The sequence below is a fragment of the Cryobacterium levicorallinum genome (genome assembly GCF_004402405.1).
Taxonomy (GTDB): domain Bacteria; phylum Actinomycetota; class Actinomycetes; order Actinomycetales; family Microbacteriaceae; genus Cryobacterium; species Cryobacterium levicorallinum.
The window spans coordinates 255,412-273,863 of sequence record NZ_SOFE01000022.1; the positions used below are offsets into that span (position 1 = coordinate 255,412).

The 18,452-nt window shown below is 66.6% G+C and carries 15 protein-coding genes; 7 read left to right on the forward strand and 8 right to left on the reverse strand.

Annotated elements, in window-relative coordinates:
- Positions 1–16: 16 nt before the first annotated feature.
- The 6 genes from E3O11_RS11615 to E3O11_RS11640 form a co-directional block, all read right to left on the reverse strand.
- Positions 17–1,480 (reverse strand): proton-conducting transporter transmembrane domain-containing protein, encoded by a 1,464-nt coding sequence (locus E3O11_RS11615; RefSeq protein ID WP_092449962.1) that lies wholly within the window; start codon positions 1,478–1,480, stop codon positions 17–19.
- Positions 1,480–2,139 (reverse strand): hypothetical protein, encoded by a 660-nt coding sequence (locus E3O11_RS11620; RefSeq protein WP_092449961.1) that lies wholly within the window; start codon positions 2,137–2,139, stop codon positions 1,480–1,482. Before E3O11_RS11620 ends, E3O11_RS11615 begins: the two co-directional genes overlap by 1 nt.
- A 12-nt stretch (positions 2,140–2,151) precedes the next feature.
- Positions 2,152–3,093, reverse strand: coding sequence for a respiratory chain complex I subunit 1 family protein (locus E3O11_RS11625; protein ID WP_092449959.1), 942 nt, complete (start codon positions 3,091–3,093; stop codon positions 2,152–2,154).
- 5 nt (positions 3,094–3,098) lie between these two features.
- A complete protein-coding gene (locus E3O11_RS11630; protein ID WP_198415591.1) occupies positions 3,099–5,177 on the reverse strand; it encodes a proton-conducting transporter transmembrane domain-containing protein in 2,079 nt (692 codons plus the stop codon).
- Positions 5,174–5,659 carry an NADH-quinone oxidoreductase subunit B family protein gene (locus E3O11_RS11635; protein ID WP_092449957.1) on the reverse strand — a complete coding sequence of 162 codons (486 nt, stop codon included), beginning with the start codon at positions 5,657–5,659 and terminating at the stop codon, positions 5,174–5,176. The genes E3O11_RS11630 and E3O11_RS11635 overlap by 4 nt, the downstream gene beginning before the upstream one ends.
- 188 nt (positions 5,660–5,847) lie before the next feature.
- Positions 5,848–6,312, reverse strand: coding sequence for an Lrp/AsnC family transcriptional regulator (locus E3O11_RS11640; RefSeq protein ID WP_092449955.1), 465 nt, complete (start codon positions 6,310–6,312; stop codon positions 5,848–5,850).
- 131 nt (positions 6,313–6,443) lie between these two features.
- Here E3O11_RS11640 and pdhA point away from each other — a divergent pair, with 131 nt between their 5' ends.
- The 3 genes from pdhA to E3O11_RS11655 all read left to right on the forward strand — a co-directional run bounded on the left by pdhA (position 6,444) and on the right by E3O11_RS11655 (position 10,014).
- On the forward strand, positions 6,444–7,538 hold the full coding sequence (pdhA, locus tag E3O11_RS11645) for a pyruvate dehydrogenase (acetyl-transferring) E1 component subunit alpha (protein ID WP_092449953.1): 1,095 nt from the start codon (positions 6,444–6,446) through the stop codon (positions 7,536–7,538).
- A gap of 86 nt (positions 7,539–7,624) precedes the next feature.
- Positions 7,625–8,584 (forward strand): alpha-ketoacid dehydrogenase subunit beta, encoded by a 960-nt coding sequence (locus tag E3O11_RS11650; RefSeq protein WP_233195244.1) that lies wholly within the window; start codon positions 7,625–7,627, stop codon positions 8,582–8,584.
- Positions 8,581–10,014: a dihydrolipoamide acetyltransferase family protein gene (locus E3O11_RS11655; RefSeq protein ID WP_092449949.1), complete on the forward strand. Its 1,434-nt coding sequence runs from the start codon at positions 8,581–8,583 to the stop codon at positions 10,012–10,014. The genes E3O11_RS11650 and E3O11_RS11655 overlap by 4 nt, the downstream gene beginning before the upstream one ends.
- Before the next feature lie 277 nt (positions 10,015–10,291).
- On the opposite strand, the gene E3O11_RS11660 is transcribed toward E3O11_RS11655, so the two are convergent.
- Positions 10,292–11,731: an HNH endonuclease signature motif containing protein gene (locus E3O11_RS11660; protein WP_092449947.1), complete on the reverse strand. Its 1,440-nt coding sequence runs from the start codon at positions 11,729–11,731 to the stop codon at positions 10,292–10,294.
- 347 nt (positions 11,732–12,078) lie between these two features.
- Between E3O11_RS11660 and E3O11_RS11665 the strand changes: the two genes are divergently transcribed.
- Positions 12,079–12,741: a VOC family protein gene (locus tag E3O11_RS11665; RefSeq protein ID WP_092449945.1), complete on the forward strand. Its 663-nt coding sequence runs from the start codon at positions 12,079–12,081 to the stop codon at positions 12,739–12,741.
- 129 nt (positions 12,742–12,870) lie between these two features.
- On the opposite strand, the gene E3O11_RS11670 is transcribed toward E3O11_RS11665, so the two are convergent.
- On the reverse strand, positions 12,871–13,470 hold the full coding sequence (locus E3O11_RS11670) for an SACE_7040 family transcriptional regulator (protein ID WP_092449943.1): 600 nt from the start codon (positions 13,468–13,470) through the stop codon (positions 12,871–12,873).
- Positions 13,471–13,583: 113 nt separating this feature from the next.
- On the opposite strand from E3O11_RS11670, the gene E3O11_RS11675 reads away from it, so the two are divergent.
- From E3O11_RS11675 to E3O11_RS11685, 3 genes are read left to right on the forward strand one after another with little or no spacing between them, the layout of a single operon-like run.
- Positions 13,584–15,191, forward strand: coding sequence for a carboxyl transferase domain-containing protein (locus tag E3O11_RS11675; protein WP_092449941.1), 1,608 nt, complete (start codon positions 13,584–13,586; stop codon positions 15,189–15,191).
- Positions 15,192–15,199: 8 nt separating this feature from the next.
- Positions 15,200–17,269 (forward strand): acetyl/propionyl/methylcrotonyl-CoA carboxylase subunit alpha, encoded by a 2,070-nt coding sequence (locus tag E3O11_RS11680; RefSeq protein ID WP_092449939.1) that lies wholly within the window; start codon positions 15,200–15,202, stop codon positions 17,267–17,269.
- Positions 17,266–18,432, forward strand: coding sequence for an acyl-CoA dehydrogenase family protein (locus E3O11_RS11685; protein WP_092449938.1), 1,167 nt, complete (start codon positions 17,266–17,268; stop codon positions 18,430–18,432). Before E3O11_RS11680 ends, E3O11_RS11685 begins: the two co-directional genes overlap by 4 nt.
- The last annotated feature ends 20 nt before the right edge of the window (positions 18,433–18,452 follow it).

Genomic DNA, 18,452 nt, shown 5'->3' on the forward strand with positions numbered 1-18,452 from the left:
CGTCGGTCATCGCGCATCAGTTGGTACCTCCCAGAACGGCTGTGGCCTGCAGCAACAGGGTGCCGACCGGCTCGGCCACGAAGGCGATCGTCGCTGTGGTCGCCAGGGCCAGGATGATGGGCAAAATTGGACCGTGGGTGGAATAGTCCGGCGTGAACGCCTGGGGGCTAGGGGGCACGGTGGCCGCGGGAGCGCCAATGGTCATCTGCACGGTCAGCCGGGTGAAGGCGGCGAAGATGACGAGCAGCAGCAGGAGGGCCGCGCCGACTACTCCGCCGAGTCCCACCGACCAGCCGGCCATGATGATGCCGACCTCGGAGAAGAAGATGCTGAACGGGGGAAAGCCAACGATCGCCGCCATCGCCATCAGCCAGGGGATGGCGAGCCCGGGTCGTCGCACCAGCAGAGCCCGCACATCGGCGATCACCGGGGTGCCCTCGATCTTCAGGATGCGTCCGGAGATGACGAACAGGGTCGCCTTGATCAAGCCGTGGCCGAGAATGTAGAGCAACACCGACGGGAGGGCAGCCGGGCCGATGGCGACACCGATCGCCATCAGCCCCATGTGTTCGATGCTGGAGTAGGCGAGCATCCGCTTGTAATCGCGTTGCCGAATGAGCAGGGATGCGGCAACGAGCAGGGATAGCAGCCCGCCGATGCAGAGCATGGTGCGCAGAAACTCCGGGCCGATCACGAGGTTGGTGATCGACTGGATGCGCAGGATGGCGTAGAGGGCGACCGAGAGAAGTACGCCGGACATGAGGCCGGAAACGGGCGCTGGAGCCTGGCTGTGGGCATCCGGCAGCCAACTGTGCATCGGGGCCAGGCCGGACTTGGTCGCGAATCCGAGCACGGCGAGGGCACCGCCGGCGGTGATGAGTGCTGGGTCGAGGCCGAGGTCGGCCTGGCTCAGTAGACGCCAGGACAGGGTGGGGGTGTCGGTGCCGACCGAAGCGGCGTAGATGAGCACGATGCCGAGCAGCGCGATCGCGACACCGACCGAGCCGAGGATGACGTATTTCCAGGCGGCTTCGAGCGACCGCCGCGTGCGGTGGTGGCCGACCAGAAAGGCGGTGGCGATGGTCGTGGCTTCGACGGCCGCCCACATCAGGCCGATGCTGTCGGCGAGCACGGCGAGGGACATAGCGGCCAGGAACAGGGCGATAAGCGCTTCGTAGCCGGCGGCATCCCGGGTGCGGCTCGACGCCGCGCTACTGAGACCACCCCAGGTGGAGACGAGTCCGACCGCTCCGACGACACTGAGCATATAGGCCGAGAGAGCATCGGCGCGCAGCATGCCGCCGCCAGCGGAGGGCACATCGCCGCCCAGCACGGCACCGATCAGGAACAGGCCGGAAACCAGCACGGCGCTCGATGCGGCGACACCGACGAAACGGCGGAGCGAAGACCCGCGCAGGAGCAGGCTGAGACCGGCGAAGACGAGTGGGCCGACGAGGGGCATCCACAGAATAACTGACATCAATCGTGCAACTCTCTGAGCTGATCGACGGCGGTGCCGCCGAACTTGGTGCGCATGCGGCCGGCAAAAACATGCAGAATGAGCACGACCAGCAGCACGTCGAGGGAGACCGCGAACTCGAGCAGAATCGGCACGCCGCCGCTGGTCAAAAACGCGATGGTGGCAATGCCGTTGTCGAGCAGCAGAAAGCCGATGAGCTGCGAGCGGGCGCGACGCCTACTGATCAGCAGCAGGAAGCCGATCAGGACCATGGCCAGCCCGATCGGGGCGGCATGGCCTGTCGTGGTGTCTCCGAGCCCGAAGATCCGGCTGACGACGACGTAGCTGAGAATCGTCAGGAGCGTTACGGCCAGCAGAGCGGCGGTCGGATTGAGCCGGGGTGACTCCTGAATCTGCTTGATCGACGCCTTGGACTGGTGCGCGAGCACCCAGGGCAGTCCGATGCCCTTGACCGAGAGGATGAGCAGCGACACGAGCACGAGTTCGGACTCACCCTCGGCGATGCCGATCACCGCAACGAGCGCGGCGAGGGCGACGCCCTGCAGCGCGAGCAGACGGATGGACGCCAGTAGGGAGTGTCGCCAGACCATGAGCGCGCTGGTCAGCAGCAGGGCTCCGGTGCACAGACCGATCAGTTGGGGAAAGAAAGTTTCAAACACGACGGATGCTCCTCAGGCGACCAGATAGGAGGCGGTGACGGCCAGGAAGGCGAGGGCGAACGAGCCAGCGAGCAGCTCGGGCACCTGGAACAGGCGTACCTTGGCGAGAAAGATCTCGCCGACGCTGAGCAGCACCCCCAGCACCAGCACCTTCACGGCGATCGAGACGACGCCAATCACGAGGCCCATGGCGCTGAAATCGGTGACGACGCCCCATGGCACGATCAGGTTGCTGACCAGGCCGAGCAGGGCAGCCAGCTTCAGCCAGGAGCCGACTTCGAGCCAGGCGAGGTCACGTCCGCTCGCTTCGAGCGTCATCGCCTCGTGCAGCATGGTCACCTCAAGGTGGGTGCCAGGGTTATCGATGGGCAGTCGGGCGGTCTCGGCCATGATGGCGATCGATAGCGCGACGAGGGCCAGCACGCTGACCGGCGAGATGATCAGCTCGGGGGAGAGCAGCCGGGTTTCAACGATGACCGACAGGGTGCTGGTTCCGGCCGGAATTGAGAACGCGTAGACCGAGAGCAGCAGGGTCGGCTCAACCAGCGCGGCAACCGTCATGTGTCGGCTGGACCCCATGCCGCCGAAGGCGGTACCGCCGTCGAGGCCGACAAGGGCGAGGGCGACGACGCCGATCAGCATGATGGAGACAATGACGAACAAGTCGCTGGGAATCAGCGCGAACGGAATCGTACCGACGAGCGGCAGCAGCACGCAGAGCAGCAGGCTCGACACGACCAGGGCGACCGGACCGACGCGCAGCATCCAGCTGCTGTCGGTGCCGCGCACCGGGTTCTTCGCGAGCAGTTTGCGCAGGTCGCGCCAGGGCTGCCAGATTCCGGCGCCGGCGCGGCCCTCGATGGTGGCTCGCACCTGCCGGATCACACCCATCAGCAGCGGGGCGAGGAACACGAACAAGACAACCTGCACGAGGGCGATGATGATGGCGCTCATATCGTTCACAGGGAGACCACAATCAGGACGATCAGTAGGGCGACGAAGGAATAGGTGAGGTAGCGGTGAATGCTGCCATTGGCGACGTGGCGAGCGGCTTTGCCGTAGCGCTGGAACAGGTTGAGCACCGGCCGATACAGTCGGGTTTCAATCACGTCGGAGACGGTCTGTTCGACCCGCACGTGTTCCACTAGGTAACGGGACTCAGCCACGTGGGTGACCTGCACGTCACGGGAGGGCTTGAGCACGTCGTCGAAAACGCGAACTAGCGGCTCCGCATACGACGTCGCGGTGTACTGCATGCGTGGCCGGGCTCGAGATCCGCCGCCACCCCAGGGCAGGTCGACGATACGGTGCGGATGCCGGCGGGCCGAGACGATGATCGCGACGATCACCGGGATGGCGACGAGGGCCGACAGGACGACGAGCATGATCGGGTCGAGCACAGCGCCGATGCCCGGCAGCGATACCCCGCCGAGTCCGACCGACCGCACCGCGGCCGTCGGGTCCGAACTGACCGTGGTCGCCACGAGGGTGGCGATCGGTCCCGGCAACAAGCCGAGAGCGAGCACGGCCAGGGCGCCGAGGGCGAGTGAAATGCGCATCAGTGCTGGCACTTCCCGGGCGTCCGCTGCGGCGCTGCTTCGTGGCCGGGCCAGGAAGGCGATGCCGTAGGCCTTGACGAAGGTGAGCAGCGCCAGACCGGCGGTGAGGGCGATCACGGCGACGGCGAGCGGCATAGCGACGGATGCCGCGACCGAGACGACCGCCCCATCGAGGCGACCGCCGTGAATGAGTGACTGCAGCAGCATCCACTCGGCGACGAAACCGCTCGTGATCGGGATGGCGGCCGCGCCGAGGCTGGCGATGCCGAACGCGGCGGCAGTGACGGGCATACGGGCGCCGAGGCCGCCGAGCCGGTCGAGGTTGCGTTCGCCGGTGGCGTGGATAATGGCGCCAGCACCGAGGAACAACGTGGACTTGAATGCGGCGTGGCTGACGGCGAGCAGCAGGGCGGCGACGAGCGCGGCATCCGCTGCCGCTTGCGCGTCGTAGCCGCGCAGCAGCATGCTCGCGCCGAGGCCGAGAAAGACCAGACCCATGTTCTCGGTGGTCGAGTACGCCAGCAAAACCTTGAGGTCACTCGACACGGAGGCCTGCAGAATGCCGTACAAAGCGGATGCTCCACCGACCAGCATGATCGCGATGCCCCACCAGGCCGGACCGTCGGGCAGCAGACGCACGCAGACCAGCAGGCCGCCGTAGACGCCGATCTTGACCATAGCGCCGCTCATCGCAGCCGAGACGTGGCTCGGGGCTTCGGGCAGTACCCGGGGTACCCAGACGTGCAGCGGAACGAGTTCGGCCTTGCCGCCGAAACCGAGCAGGAACAGGACAAAGGCGACGTTCGCGGCCCAGTCACCGGGTTCGATCGCCTGCAGGCTGGTGAAGCTGGTGCCGCCCGAAGCGGCGGCGAGCACGGCGAATCCGGCGAGGATGAAGAAGAAGCTCAACTGTGACATGGCTGAGTACCAGATGCCGGCCGAGGCGACCGAGGCGCGGCTGGCGTGATCGGCCAGCAGGAGCACGGTGGAGCCGAGGGTCATGACCTCCCAGGCCAGCAGGAACGACACCGAGTCGGTCGCCGCGGGAACGAGCTGCATGCCCACTAGGAACACCGGCATGGCGACCCAGGCGGTGCGGCTCGCGTCGGGTCCGCTGGTCGAGCTCATCGAGTAGAGCGAGACAAGTATGCCGACGCCCGACACGATGAGCATGAACAGACCGCCGAGACGGTCGGGGGCCAGCAGCAGTGGGTCCATCGGCAGGGCCAGGGGAATAAGCAGGCCGCCGGTCGAGCCGAGCATCGCGGCGAGGCCGGTGACGAAACCGGTCACGGCGATCAGGGTGCAGAGGATGCCGCCGGCCCGCGACCGCAGGGACGGTGCGGCCAGCAGGGCGGTCACCACGGCCAGCGCGCCGAGGCCCAGTTGCAGCAGGAGCCCGGCTCCGATACCCGTTTGCATGAGCAGGCCCGTTCCGGTCTCGGTGTGCAGCAGGAGCCCGGCTCCGCTACCCGTCATCGGCCGGTCATCCGGCGCAGGGCCTGCACGATCTCGGTTGGTTCCGGCGGACTGCCCGGTACCTCGATATCGACGTGCACGAAATCAGAAACGGGCCCCATAATGCCGTAGCCGTCGCGGAAGGCGCCACCGTGGATGGCGCAGTCGCCGACCACGATCACAAACCGGGGGGTGGGGGTGGCCTCGATGGTGCGGCGCAACGGCTCGGCCATATTGCGAGTCACGCTGCCGACGATGAGCAGCACGTCGGCATGCCGCGGCGAGGGCACCAGGCGAACGCCGTAGCGTTCCACGTCATAGACCGGGCCGAACGCGGCAGAAACTTCCAGGGCACAGTCATTGCAGCCGCCGGCGTTGATGTAGCGCACCTGTACGCTTCCGCCGAAGACTTCGGCTCCGGGAAACAGGGGCGGAGCGGTCGGTGCCGGTTCGGCGATACGTCCGCCGTGGCGAATGAGCGTGGCCAATCGAAGGAAGCTCATCGGAGCCCCTGGTCTGCATGCATGTTCACGAAGCTGGAGCCTTCTGTGGGGAGCGCGAAAGTCGAAGGTGCTGGGCAGGCGACGGATTCTGCGGTGCGTCTGGTTGGGTGCAAGACTACCAGCGCGATTAACTTCATTACTTCTTTATATAACTATATGAAGAATTTAGCAAATAGATCGAATCGTGCTTAGGCATGCCGGTCGAGCAGCGGGGTGAGGCGATACGGGATGACCTCGCCCATCGCGAGCGAGGTTTCGGTGCGCTCGACCCCATCACAGGCGAGGATCGTGCCATCGATCCGAAACAGATCAGCGGCATCCGTGCAGACCACGCGCACGAGCAGATCGGCCTGCCCGCTCATGCCGTGCGCCTGCACGATTTCGGGAATTTTGGCGAGATCGATCACGATTTGAGCGAGGCGCTTCTGCTGCACATGTACCTCGATGAACGCGGTCAGTGGGTAGCCGAGAGCGGCCGGATTGATGCGGCGGTCGAAGCCGAGAAAGGCGCCCGAATCTTCCAATCGCTTCATGCGGGCCTGCACGGTGTTGCGCGACAGCCCCAGGGTGTCGGCGAGGGCGACGAAGGTGCTGCGCGGGTCGACCGAGAGGGCTTGCAGGAGCTGTGTGTCGGTCTTGTCAAGGCTGTACATAGTGCAAAACTTTAACACGGTCCGACGAGTCTGAATAGGGCACTCTGCTCACTTTTTTCGTCAGTGGTTGTGCTCCCTGCGGGGTCGACATAGGCTCACGTCAACTTTAGCAATGACGCTCGGAGCGAACCATGATTGATTTCTCCCCTCAGCTGGTGCAACTTCTCTCGCTTGACGGCGAGCGGATGCCCCGGCCCGACTTCGACCCGTGGGTCGACGATCTTGACGGGCCGGCACTGCTGGCCCTGTACCGCGACATGGTCGTAGTGCGCCGGATCGACACCGAGGCGACCGCCCTGCAACGCCAGGGCGAACTCGGACTGTGGCCGCCGCTGCTCGGCCAGGAGGCTGCGCAGGTCGGGTCCGCTCGCGCCCTGCGCAGCGACGACTTCATCTTTCCGAGCTACCGGGAGAACGCCGTCGCCTACTGTCGCGGCGTCAACCTGACCGACATCGTCAAGGTCTGGCGCGGTAACGCCCAGTCCGGCTGGGACCCTTACACGGTCAATATGGCCACGCCGAACATCATCATCGGCGCGCAGACCCTGCACGCCACCGGGTGGGCGCTCGGCGCCCAGCGCGACGAAGTCGACTCGGTCGCCATCACCTACTTCGGCGACGGCGCCACCAGCCAGGGCGACGTCAACGAGGCCATGGTTTTCGCCGCAAGCTTTCAGGCCCCGGTGGTTTTCTTCTGCCAGAACAACCAGTGGGCCATCTCCGAACCGGTCGGGCTGCAAGCACACCGCAACATCGCCGATCGGGCACCGGGCTTCGGCATCCCGAGCCTGCGCATCGACGGCAACGACGTGATCGCGGTGATGGCGGCGACCAGGATCGCCCTCGACCGGGCCCGCACCGGCGGCGGCCCCACCTTCATTGAAGCGGTCACCTACCGCATGGGACCGCACACCACAGCGGATGACCCCACCCGTTACCGCGACCCGGCCGAACTCGCCGAATGGAAGACCCGCGATCCGCTGCTGCGGCTGCACCGGCTGCTGGAGCGGCTTGACGTGATCACCCCAGAGGTCGAAGCCGAGACCCAGGCCATCGCCGACCAGGTGGCTGCCGAACTACGCGCCGGCTGCATCGGCCTGGCCGACCCACAACCGCTGAGCGTGTTCGACCACGTGTACACCACCCCTAACGCGACCCTCGAGCGCCAGCGCACCGACTATGCCGGCTACCTCACGAGCTTCGGCACACCTGGAGAAGGACGATGACCATGACCACCCTGATGACCCCCGCCAGCTTGCCCGGCCTTGCTGCCCCGAAACCGGTCCCACTGACCGAGACCAAGACCCTCACCATGGGGAAGGCAATCAATGAGGGCCTGCGCCAGGCCATGCTCGACGACCCCAAGGTCGTGCTCCTCGGCGAGGACATCGGCGCCCTCGGCGGTGTCTTTCGGGTCACGAGCGATCTGCTCGCCCAGTTCGGCGCCCGCCGGGTTATTGACACACCCCTGGCCGAATCCGCGATTATCGGCACCGCGGTCGGACTGGCCTACCGCGGCTACCGTCCGGTCTGCGAGATTCAGTTTGACGGTTTCATCTTTCCCGGCTTCGACCAGATCGTTAGCCAGGTCGCCAAGTTCCACTACCGCACCCAGGGGGCCGTGCGCATGCCCATCACCATTCGGGTGCCGTTCGGCGGCGGCATCGGCGCGGCCGAACACCACTCCGAATCACCGGAGGCCTACTTCACCCACACCTCCGGCCTGCGGGTGATCGCCGTCTCCAACGCTCAGGACGCCTACAGCCTCATCCGGCAGGCCATCGCGAGCGACGACCCGGTGCTCTACTTCGAGCCCAAGCGTCGCTACCACGTCAAGGGCGAGGTCGTTCCCGAGCTCGGCGCCCCGATGGAGCAGGCCGTCATCGTCACTCCGGGAACGGATGTCACGCTCCTCACCTATGGCGCGCTGGTGTCGACCGCGAAGGATGCGGCGCTCGCTGCGGCCGACGAGGGCGTGTCGATCGAGGTCATCGACCTGCGGTCGCTGTCCCCGGTGGATTACGTGGTGGTGGAGGCATCCGTTCGCAAGACCGGGCGCTTGGTCGTGACCCACGAGGCGGCCCAGTCGGGTGGACTCGGCGGCGAGATCATCGCGACCGTCACTGAACGCTGCTTCAGCTATCTGGAATCCGCCCCGGTGCGGGTGACCGGCTTCGACGTGCCGTATCCGCCGGCCAAGCTCGAAAGTCACCACCTGCCCGGCCTGGACCGCATTCTCGACGGCGTCGACCGGGCGATGGGGCGACGATGATCAAGGTCTTCAAACTGCCCGACCTCGGTGAGGGGCTCACCGAATCAGAGATCGTCGCCTGGCTCGTGGCGCCGGGCGATGCGGTCACGCTCAACCAGCACATCGCCGACGTCGAAACGGCCAAGGCCGTGGTCGAACTGCCGAGCCCGTTCGCCGGTGTGGTGAGTGAGCTGCACTGTCCGGCCGGTGTGGTCGTGCACGTCGGCGAGCCGATCGTCAGCTTCGACGTGGGTGGCGACGCCGACACCCCCGATACCGGTGCAACGGATGCTGCGGCCCCCGCCCAAGCCGAGAAGCGCGAGGCCAACCTGGTCGGCTACGGACCTGCCGTCGAGAGCGGCGGGCACCCGCAGCGCCGGGCCCGGCCGGGTGACGGCGTGACGGTCTCAGCCGGCGGGCCCGCCGTTGCCGAGGCTGATGGTTCCGCTGGCGGTCAGGCCGCTGGCAACACGGCAGTGCCGGCTGCGTCCGTCGGCCGGGCAGCGGCAGCCCCCGGAACGTCTGCCGTCTCCGACCAGCCCGCCGCAGCATCCGTTGCAGACCGGCCGCGCTCGACCCCGCCGGTGCGCGCCCTGGCCCGCGATCTCGGTATCGACCTCACCACGGTCACCGGGACCGGGCGCGACGGCCTGATCACCAGAGATGACGTGCGCGCCCACATCACCGAGTCGGTGCCGGCGACCGGTCTGCCCGTATCGACGCCCGACGGATCCGGGTCAGGAGAGTTCGAGCGTGAGACCCGTGCGCCGATCAAGAGCCTGCGCAAGCTCACGGCCAAGGCCATGGTGCAGAGCGCATTCACGGCACCGCACGTGACCGAATTCCTCACCATCGACGTCACGCCGACCGTGGAACTGCTCGATTCCCTGCGCGCTGACCGGGCCTTTGCCGATGCCGGCATTGGAATCCTGACCGTGGTGGCCAAAGCACTCTGCCTCGCCGTTGGCCGCACGCCCGCGGTGAACACCCGGTGGGATGAATCGGCCGGCGAAATCGTTCAGTTCCACTACGTGAACCTCGGCATCGCCGCGGCCACCCCGCGTGGACTGATGGTGCCGAACATCGTCGACGCCGACCGGCTCGACCTGCGCGGCCTCGCGGCGGCGCTCGCCGAACTGACGACGGCGGCCCGGGCTGGCACGACAGCCCCGGCGGCACTGTCCGGCGGCACGATCACGATCACGAACATTGGGGTGTTCGGCATCGATGCCGGAACGCCCATTTTGAACCCGGGGGAGGCGGCGATCCTCGCGATGGGCGCCATTCGCTCGCGGCCCTGGGAGTATCGCGGTCAGATTGCGTTGCGCAAGGTGCTCACGCTCAGCCTGTCATTCGATCACCGTCTGGTCGATGGCGAGCAGGGCTCCCGCTTTCTCGCCGACATCGGCACCATCCTCGCCGACCCCGCTCGGGTTCTGACCATGGTCTAGCCCTCTCACAGCACGGCGGAGGTGCGGTGGCGCTGACAGGCGCCCTGGTCCGTTGATCCAGTTCTTGCACCAGCAGCGTCAACCGCTCTAATTCGCATGGATTTCACGTGTGCCAGGGCGGTTCGGGGCTGGGAGTGTTGGCCCGGTGGCTTTGTCCCGGGCGCCACGTCTGAGACGGGTCCCAGACCAGGGGGCCGCGTACTTGAGGCCGACCGTCTTTCATGCGAATTTTCCATCCACTGGTCTCAATCGTGTGGTGATGGAACCAACATAGGAGTCACCCGTTGTCGACGTTGGTCGGTCCGCCCTTTCCGGCCGGGAGTACGTGGTGGACTTCGGTCCAGCGGGCGGGGATGGTGCAGCCGGGGATGATGCAGCCTCCGTCGCGGGCGGCAATGGCGGCGCGCTGTTTGGGGGTGAAGCAGCGGACTTTGTCGCCGAGGTAGAGGACGTCGCCGTTGTCGCCGAGGTAGAGGACGTCGCCGTTGTCGCCGAAGATGATTTTTTGGGCGCCGCGGGAGCAGATCGTCTCTTTCACCCGGCGCATGCTGACGGGGGCTTCGACGCCGTCGATCCAGCCGACGCCGCGGCCTGCGTTGAGGTCGGTGGCGTTGACGTGGATCATGACGATGGGGGCGGCGCCGCCCATGGTCGGGGTCTTGGGGTCGCGCGCGGCCGCCTGGAAGACGTCGCGGAAAATGTCGGCACGTTTCTCACCCGCAGTGCGGCGGTCCCCGTCGAACCGGGTGTCCCCGCTGTACTGTTCAGAGCTGTACTGTTCAGAGCTGTATCGTTCGGCGCTGTATTGGTCGGCGCTGAAGCGTTCGGTGTTTCCGTCTGCCTCATCAATACCATCTAGTGTGGCGCCGTCGGTGCTGCCGTCGAGGGACTCGGTGGGCAGGAACATGGGGGTGCGTGACCTGGCCGACAGGCAGGTGTCGAAGAGGGTGTCCATGATGCCGCGCAGTTCGGGGGTGACGTCGGCCCGCAGCGGGTAGAGACCGTTGCGCAGCAGCCCGAACGTCAGGGTGCTCTTCGCCTCGGTCACGTCGTCGTTCGGGGCGGTGCCGTCGGGGTCGAGGCGGGCCTGCCATTCCATTGCCTGCGCGCGCAGCACGTCGGGGGCGAAGCGGATGCCCGCGCCGGGCAGTCCGGCCGTCTCCGGGGTGATGGCACCAGTGGCGGTGGCGACGAGGGCGCGTTCAACTCGGTCGAGGTCGTCGGGCATGACTTTCCCCTCGAGGGCGGTGAGGGTGCTGACGATGATCTCGGCTGATTCCACGCTGAGTTCGCCGCTGCCCAGGCCGTCGGCGATGACTGGGTACCGGGCGGGGATGGGCAGGCCGAGTGGGGTGAGTTCCACCGCGGTCTCACCGAGCTTGAGGCGCCGTTTGACCTCGCGGCCGGAGATGCCGGCGAGCTGGGTGATGAACTTGACCCGGTTGCGGCATCCGTTCTGGTAGGCCAGCGATCCGTTGCCGAGGTCGGTTTCGGCGCTCACGCCGATGTCGGTGGTAGCGCGTAGCCTGGCCCCATCCACCTTGCGGCCCAGCCCTCCCAATGCCGCGAGAACGGCAACGGCTTCGGCAACCTCGAGCTGACCAAACCGTACCGCGTCGACCACAGAAGCGAGCAACGCGCCGACCTGGGCAATGACCGAAACGCGGGACCCCTCTGGTACGGAGCCGGCTGCGGCGGGCGGGGCAGTGAGGGTCATGGCGTCGATGCCTCCTTCACCCACAATTATAGCCGAAATCAACCCCAAACGCGAGCAAATATCAGTAATTTGGTGACGTGAAATCAGAAATTAATTCGCATTCGAGAGCGGTTGAACTGTTACTTCGGCCTTCCTGGAGCAACCGTTGCCCCGTTCTCGCGAGCTCAGGCAGACACACAACGCCGTAGTAACCGCGCAGGGCCGTGACGGCCTACTGCCGACCATCCGTCATGGCTTCGATTGCCGGGTCAGTAAGGGGTAGGCGGATCACCATCAAAGCTTGCGCAATCGGGTTTCAGTCGACGCGGGCAGTTGACCCGGGTGCGGTGGCGGAGGACAGTTGAGGCATGAACGCTCATGGTGCACTCCTCGCCCCCTTCACGACGAAGAAGCAGTTGACGGGCACCGCTTTTGTGCACCTCGACGGATTCCTGCACGCCGCTTTCCGCACCAAGGACTTCGCCTCCGCCCTGGAACTGGTCAACCGGGTCGGCGACGTGGCCGAGTCGATGAACCACCACCCCGACGTGCGCCTCGGCTACGGCAGCGTCTCACTCACCCTGACCTCGCACGATGCCGGGGGAGTCACCGCGCGTGACCTAGAGCTCGCCGTGCGAGTTCAGCAGATCGCCGATACCCTCGGTGCCACTGCCCACGACCAACAGCCGACCCGCTACGACATCGCGATCGACTGTACCGACGCGGATGCCGTGCGCCCATTCTGGCGGGTCGGCCTCGGCTATACCGAAGTCGCCGGCGACGACGGCATCGAACTCGTCGACCCGCGCGGCCTCGCCCCGAAGGTCTGGTTTCAGCACATGGAAATCGCCCGCACCGCCCGCAACCGCATCCACCTCGACGTCTACGTTCCGAGCGACGATGCCGAAGACCGGGTCGCGGCCGTACTAGAAGTCGGCGGCGTGCTGCTCACCGACGAACACGCGCCCGACTGGTGGGTACTCGCCGATGTCGAAGGCAACGAGCTCTGCGTCTGCACCGCCGCCTTCTAACGCCGCTTTCCGGCTGGTCTTGCGGTGTGGACTGCGTTCTGGTTCCGTAGGGCGCGACCGCCACGGGTCGCGATTCCGACCGCAGCCCGATCCGTACGTCATTAACGAGGAATACTGCGCTCGGGATCGCTAGGCGCTCGGCAGGCCCAGAGCCGCGAGCGCCATCTCCTCAAGCAGGGCGCGCACGGCGGGCTGCGCCGAGGTGCGGGCGCTGTGTGGTGTTGAGTTCAGGAGCCCGAAGGTCGCATGGGCCCGAATGCGGAGCAGGGCTTCGTCACCCGAGGGGTGCACGCGCTTCAGCACCTCCACCCAGAGTTCCACATACTCGCGCTGCAGCAGCCGCACCCGGTGGCGGTCGGCCTCGGCGAGGCTGTCCAGGTCGCGGTCCTGCACTCGGATCACATCGGGGTTGGACAGGGCGAAGTGCACGTGAAAGCGCACCAGCTCGCGCAGGGCGGCCGCGGCATCCGTTGTTTCGGAAACGACCGCATGGCCGCCGGCCACGAGATCCTGGCTCACGTCGATGAGCAGCGCAGCGAGCACGGCCTGCTTGCCGCTGAAATGTCGGTAGACGGCGGGCCCGCTCACTCCGGCGGCAGCGCCGAGGTCTTCGATCGAGACCCCGTTGAATCCGGACTGGGAGAAGAGCGTGGCCGCGGCGCTGAGCAGGGCCGAACGACGGTCGGCTTTGGCCTGGCTGCGCGGCGTCGTTTCTATCGGGGCGCTCATGCGAACCTTTCAACTAGACATTTCAGTTAATCCCGACTAACCTGAATTTCAGTTAGTAATCACTAACTGTAGTTGATGCCGGGTGCTCCGGCCTCACCAATGGGAAGATGTCGATGGAGACACTCGCGAGTCAGCTCGACTCCTCTGCTCAAGCCTTTGTCACCAATGACGCCGCCCAGCGGCAGCTCGTGACCGACCTGAAACAGCGCCTCGCCACTGCCGCGCTCGGCGGGCCGGAGAAGTCCCGGCAGCGTCACCTCGCCCGCGGCAAGCTGTTGCCGCGCGAGCGCATCGACCAACTGCTCGATACCGGCAGCCCGTTTCTCGAGATCGCGCCGCTCGCCGCGACCGGCCTGTACAACGACGACAGCCCCGGCGCTGGCGTCATCGCCGGCATCGGGCTCGTGCACGGCCGCTACGTGCTCGTGATCTCCAACGACGCCACGGTCAAGGGCGGCACCTACTACCCGATGACGGTGAAGAAGCACCTGCGAGCCCAGGAAATCGCCCTCGAGAACCGACTGCCCTGCATCTACCTCGTCGACTCCGGCGGCGCCTTTCTGCCGATGCAAGACGAGGTCTTCCCCGACCGCGACCACTTCGGCCGCATCTTCTACAACCAGGCACGGATGTCCGCGGCCAAGATCCCGCAGATTGCCGCGGTCATGGGATCCTGCACCGCCGGAGGCGCCTACGTTCCGGCGATGAGCGACGAGACCGTGATCGTGCGCAATCAAGGGACCATCTTCCTGGGCGGCCCGCCGCTCGTGAAGGCCGCGATCGGCGAGATCGTCACAGCGGAGGAGCTCGGCGGTGGCGACCTACATGCCCGCGTCTCCGGCGTCACCGACCACCTCGCCGAAAACGACGAGCACGCCCTGCAGATCGTGCGCGACATCGTCTCCACCCTGCCTCGCGTTCATGCCCCGGCGTGGCAGGTACTGCCCACCATTGACCCGGTCGCCGACGAGAGCGAACTCTACGGAGCCGTCCCGGTCGACGTGCAGGGCCAGTATGACGTGCACGAAGTCATCGCGCGCCTCGTCGACGGCAGCGAATTCCACGAATTCAAACGCGAGTACGCCACCACGCTGGTGACCGGGTTTGCGCACATCCACGGCCACCCGGTGGGCATCGTCGCCAACAACGGCATCCTGTTCGCTGACTCCGCGCTCAAGGGTGCCCACTTCATCGAGCTGTGCGACCAGCGCGGCATACCGCTGCTGTTTCTGCAGAACATCTCCGGGTTCATGGTCGGTAAGGACGCCGAGGCCGGCGGTATCGCCAAGCACGGCGCCAAAATGGTCACCGCCGTCGCCACCACCCGGGTGCCCAAGCTCACCGTCGTCATCGGTGGCTCCTTCGGCGCCGGCAACTATTCCATGTGCGGCCGGGCCTACTCGCCGCGCTTTCTCTGGATGTGGCCGGGCAGCCGCATCTCCGTGATGGGTGGCCCGCAGGCCTCCGCCGTGCTCGCGACCGTGAAGCGGGAGCAGATCGAGGGCGGCGGTGATGAGTGGTCGGCCGAGGCCGAGTCCGCGTTCAAGGACCCGATCCTGGCGAAGTACGAGACCCAGGGTAGCCCGTACTATTCCACCGCCCGGCTCTGGGACGACGGCGTCATCGACCCCGCCGACACCCGCATGGTGCTCGGGCTTGCCCTGGCCGTCTGCGCGACCGCGCCGCTCGGCGAGTCCGCCTTCGGCCTCTTCCGAATGTGAGTGAGCCCATGACCTTTGACACCGTGCTGGTCGCCAATCGCGGGGAGATCGCGTGCCGCATCATCCGCACGCTGCGGGAGCGGGGCATCCGCTCAATCGCCGTCTTTAGCGACGCCGACCGCACCGCGCGACACGTATTCCAAGCGGATGCCGCGGTGCGCCTCGGCGGCGCCGCCCCGGCCGACAGCTACCTCAACTTCGAGGCCGTTCTGGCCGCTGCGGCGCGAACCGGAGCGCAGGCCATCCACCCCGGCTACGGATTTCTCAGCGAGAACCAGGCCTTCGCCCAGGCCTGCGCCGACGCCGGCATCGCCTTCATCGGTCCGAGCGTGCACGCGCTGAACGTGATGGGCGACAAGATCCGCTCGAAGAACCACGTGGCCGGCTACGGGGTGCCGATTATCCCCGGGGTCGCTCAGCCGGGCCTCAGCAACGAGCAGTTGATCCAAGCGGCCGTCGATGTGGGTTATCCGATGCTCATCAAGCCCTCCGCCGGCGGCGGAGGCAAGGGAATGCACGTGGTGGAACGCGCTGAGGACCTGCCCGCCATCCTCGAGACGGCCCGCCGCGTGGCGCTGAGCGCCTTCGGCGACGACACCCTGCTGCTCGAACGGCTCGTGTCGACTCCGCGGCACATCGAGGTGCAGGTGCTCGCCGACCACCACGGCGCCGTCATCCACCTCGGCGAGCGTGAGTGCTCGCTGCAGCGGAGGCATCAAAAGGTCATCGAGGAGGCGCCGTCGCCCCTGCTCGACGCGGCTACCCGGGCGCGCATCGGGGAGGCAGCCTGCGCCGCCGCCCGCAGCGTGGGCTACAGCGGCGCCGGAACCGTGGAATTTCTGGTCTCCGCGACCGCGCCCGACGAATTCTTCTTCATGGAGATGAACACCCGCCTACAGGTGGAACACCCGGTCACCGAGCTGGTCACCGGCCTTGATCTGGTCGACTGGCAGCTGCGCATTGCCGAGGGGGAGCCGCTCACGGTCACCCAGAGCGACATATGCCTCACGGGGCATGCAATCGAGGCCCGGGTCTACGCCGAGAATCCCGGGCGCGGCTTTCTGCCGACCATCGGCACGGTGCTGCAGCTGCACGAGGCGACCGGCGAGGGAGTTCGGGTCGACAGTTCGTTGATGCCGGGCCTGACCATCGCCTCGCACTACGACCCGATGCTCGCCAAGGTGATCGCCTGGGCTCCCACCCGGCTGGAGGCGTTGAACCGACTCGACCGGGCGCTCGCCGACACCGTGGTGCTCGGCGTGCAGACCAACACCGAGTACCTGCGGCTGCTCCTAGCGGATGCCGACGTGCGCGCCGGCCGCCTCGACACCGGTCTGATCGAACGCAAGCTTCCGGGCCTCAAGTTTCAGGGAGCCGACGAGCACGTACTCGCCGCCGTGGCATTGTTCCTGCACGGGCGCGCCTTCGCCGGGTCGGAATTGGCCGCGTCTAGTCTGGCCGACGTGAACGGCGTGTGGACGCGGCCGAGCGGGTGGCGGGCGGGTTCGCCACGACCGGTGCGCTACTCGCTGGGAATGCGCGCGACCGAATCCATTGACGTGCGGGTAGTGGGGGAGCCGGGGATGGCATCCGTTTCTATCGGTGACGGCCCGGCCGTCGAAGCCGGACTCCTGCGCGTCGGAGACGGCGCGTGCAGCGTCGACTACGGCGGCGAGACCCGGGTGTATGCCATCGAACAGTCCGGGGCCAGCGTGTACATCGGCGCCGACGGCTTCTCGCTCGAACTACGCCACCGCTCCCGGGCCGAGCAGCTCGCGGAACACCTCCTCAGCCGTGACCGGGTGCCTGGTGCGGTCAGTCCAGACGTGCGCTCGCCGATGCCCGGCACCGTCATCGCGGTGCACGCCGCCACCGGTGACGTGGTCACAGCAGGGCAGACCATCCTCGTAGTCGAGGCCATGAAGATGGAACACAAACTCGTGGCCGCCACGGCGGGCCGCGTCACCGTGAACCTCAAGACCGGCGACCTCGTGGTCCTCGACCAGATCGTCGCCACCGTCACACCAGAAACCAGCACTACCCCCGGAACCAGCGCAGACAAGGAAGACTCAGAATGAGCTACGAACTCACCACCGAATACCAGGCGCTCAGCGACACCGTTCGCGATTTCGCCGACACCGTCGTCGCGCCCGCCGCCTACGAGTACGACACCAAGCGCAGCCTGCCCTATGGCATCATCGCCCAGATGGGGGAGCTGGGGCTCTTCGGTCTGCCGTTCCCGACGGAGTACGGCGGCCAGGGCAGCGATTACTTCGCGCTCTGCCTCGCGGTCGAGCAGCTTGCGCGCGCCGACCAGAGTATCGCTGTCACCCTCGAAGCCGGGGTCGGCCTCGGCATCATGCCGGTGTACCGCAGCGGCACCGAGGCACAGAAAGAGGAGTGGGTTCCGCGCCTCGCGAGTGGCTCGGCGCTCGCCGCGTTCGGCCTCACCGAAGCGGATGCCGGATCGGACGCCGCGGGCACCAAGACCACCGCCGCATTGGACGGCGGCGAATGGGTCATCAACGGCACGAAGCAGTTCATCACCAACTCCGGCTCGGACATCACCCGGCTCGTCACGGTGACCGCCGTCACGGGGGAGTCCACCCGCGCGGACGGTTCGATCAAGAAGGAACTCACCGCCATCCTGGTGCCGACGCCGACCCCCGGTTTCACGGCACTGCCGCCGTACGACAAGGTGGGCTGGCACACGTCGGACACGCATCCGCTCGTGTTCGACAATGTGCGGGTGCCGGAAGCCAACCTGCTCGGGGAGCGCGGCCGTGGTTTCGCGAACTTCGTGCAGACCCTCGACGAGGGTCGCGTCGCTTTCGCCGCGCTGTGCACCGGCGCCGCCCAGGGCTGCCTGGAAGAATCCATCCGCTACGCCAACAGCCGCAACGTGTTCGGCCGCTCGATCGGATCCAACCAGCACATCGCCTTCAAGATCGCTCGGATGCAGGCGCGCGTGCACACCGCGCGTCTCGCCTACTACGACGCGGCGCTGAAAATGATCAACGGCAAGCCGTTCAAGATGGAGGCTTCGATCGCCAAGATGGTCGGCAGCGAAGCGGCCATGGACAACGCCCGCGATGCCACCCAGATCTTCGGCGGATACGGATTCATGAACGAAAACCCGGTCGCCCGGCACTATCGTGATTCCAAGGTGCTCGAGCTCGGCGAGGGCACAACCGAGGTGCAGCTCATGGTCATTTCGCGGGCCCTGGGTTTCGCCGGCTGACCTGACGAAATTGGAGAAGC

Excerpts from the sequence above, each read along its gene's own strand:
- E3O11_RS11640 (WP_092449955.1), bottom strand. The coding sequence starts at position 6,312 with ATGTACAGCCTTGACAAGACCGACACACAGCTCCTGCAAGCCCTCTCG.
- E3O11_RS11655 (WP_092449949.1), top strand. The coding sequence starts at position 8,581 with ATGATCAAGGTCTTCAAACTGCCCGACCTCGGTGAGGGGCTCACCGAA.
- E3O11_RS11625 (WP_092449959.1), bottom strand. The coding sequence starts at position 3,093 with ATGAGCGCCATCATCATCGCCCTCGTGCAGGTTGTCTTGTTCGTGTTC.
- E3O11_RS11675 (WP_092449941.1), top strand. The coding sequence starts at position 13,584 with ATGGAGACACTCGCGAGTCAGCTCGACTCCTCTGCTCAAGCCTTTGTC.
- E3O11_RS11680 (WP_092449939.1), top strand. The coding sequence starts at position 15,200 with ATGACCTTTGACACCGTGCTGGTCGCCAATCGCGGGGAGATCGCGTGC.
- E3O11_RS11685 (WP_092449938.1), top strand. The coding sequence starts at position 17,266 with ATGAGCTACGAACTCACCACCGAATACCAGGCGCTCAGCGACACCGTT.
- E3O11_RS11630 (WP_198415591.1), bottom strand. The coding sequence starts at position 5,177 with ATGACGGGTAGCGGAGCCGGGCTCCTGCTGCACACCGAGACCGGAACG.
- E3O11_RS11660 (WP_092449947.1), bottom strand. The coding sequence starts at position 11,731 with ATGACCCTCACTGCCCCGCCCGCCGCAGCCGGCTCCGTACCAGAGGGG.
- E3O11_RS11615 (WP_092449962.1), bottom strand. The coding sequence starts at position 1,480 with ATGTCAGTTATTCTGTGGATGCCCCTCGTCGGCCCACTCGTCTTCGCC.
- E3O11_RS11670 (WP_092449943.1), bottom strand. The coding sequence starts at position 13,470 with ATGAGCGCCCCGATAGAAACGACGCCGCGCAGCCAGGCCAAAGCCGAC.
- E3O11_RS11650 (WP_233195244.1), top strand. The coding sequence starts at position 7,625 with ATGGGGAAGGCAATCAATGAGGGCCTGCGCCAGGCCATGCTCGACGAC.
- pdhA (WP_092449953.1), top strand. The coding sequence starts at position 6,444 with ATGATTGATTTCTCCCCTCAGCTGGTGCAACTTCTCTCGCTTGACGGC.
- E3O11_RS11665 (WP_092449945.1), top strand. The coding sequence starts at position 12,079 with ATGAACGCTCATGGTGCACTCCTCGCCCCCTTCACGACGAAGAAGCAG.
- E3O11_RS11635 (WP_092449957.1), bottom strand. The coding sequence starts at position 5,659 with ATGAGCTTCCTTCGATTGGCCACGCTCATTCGCCACGGCGGACGTATC.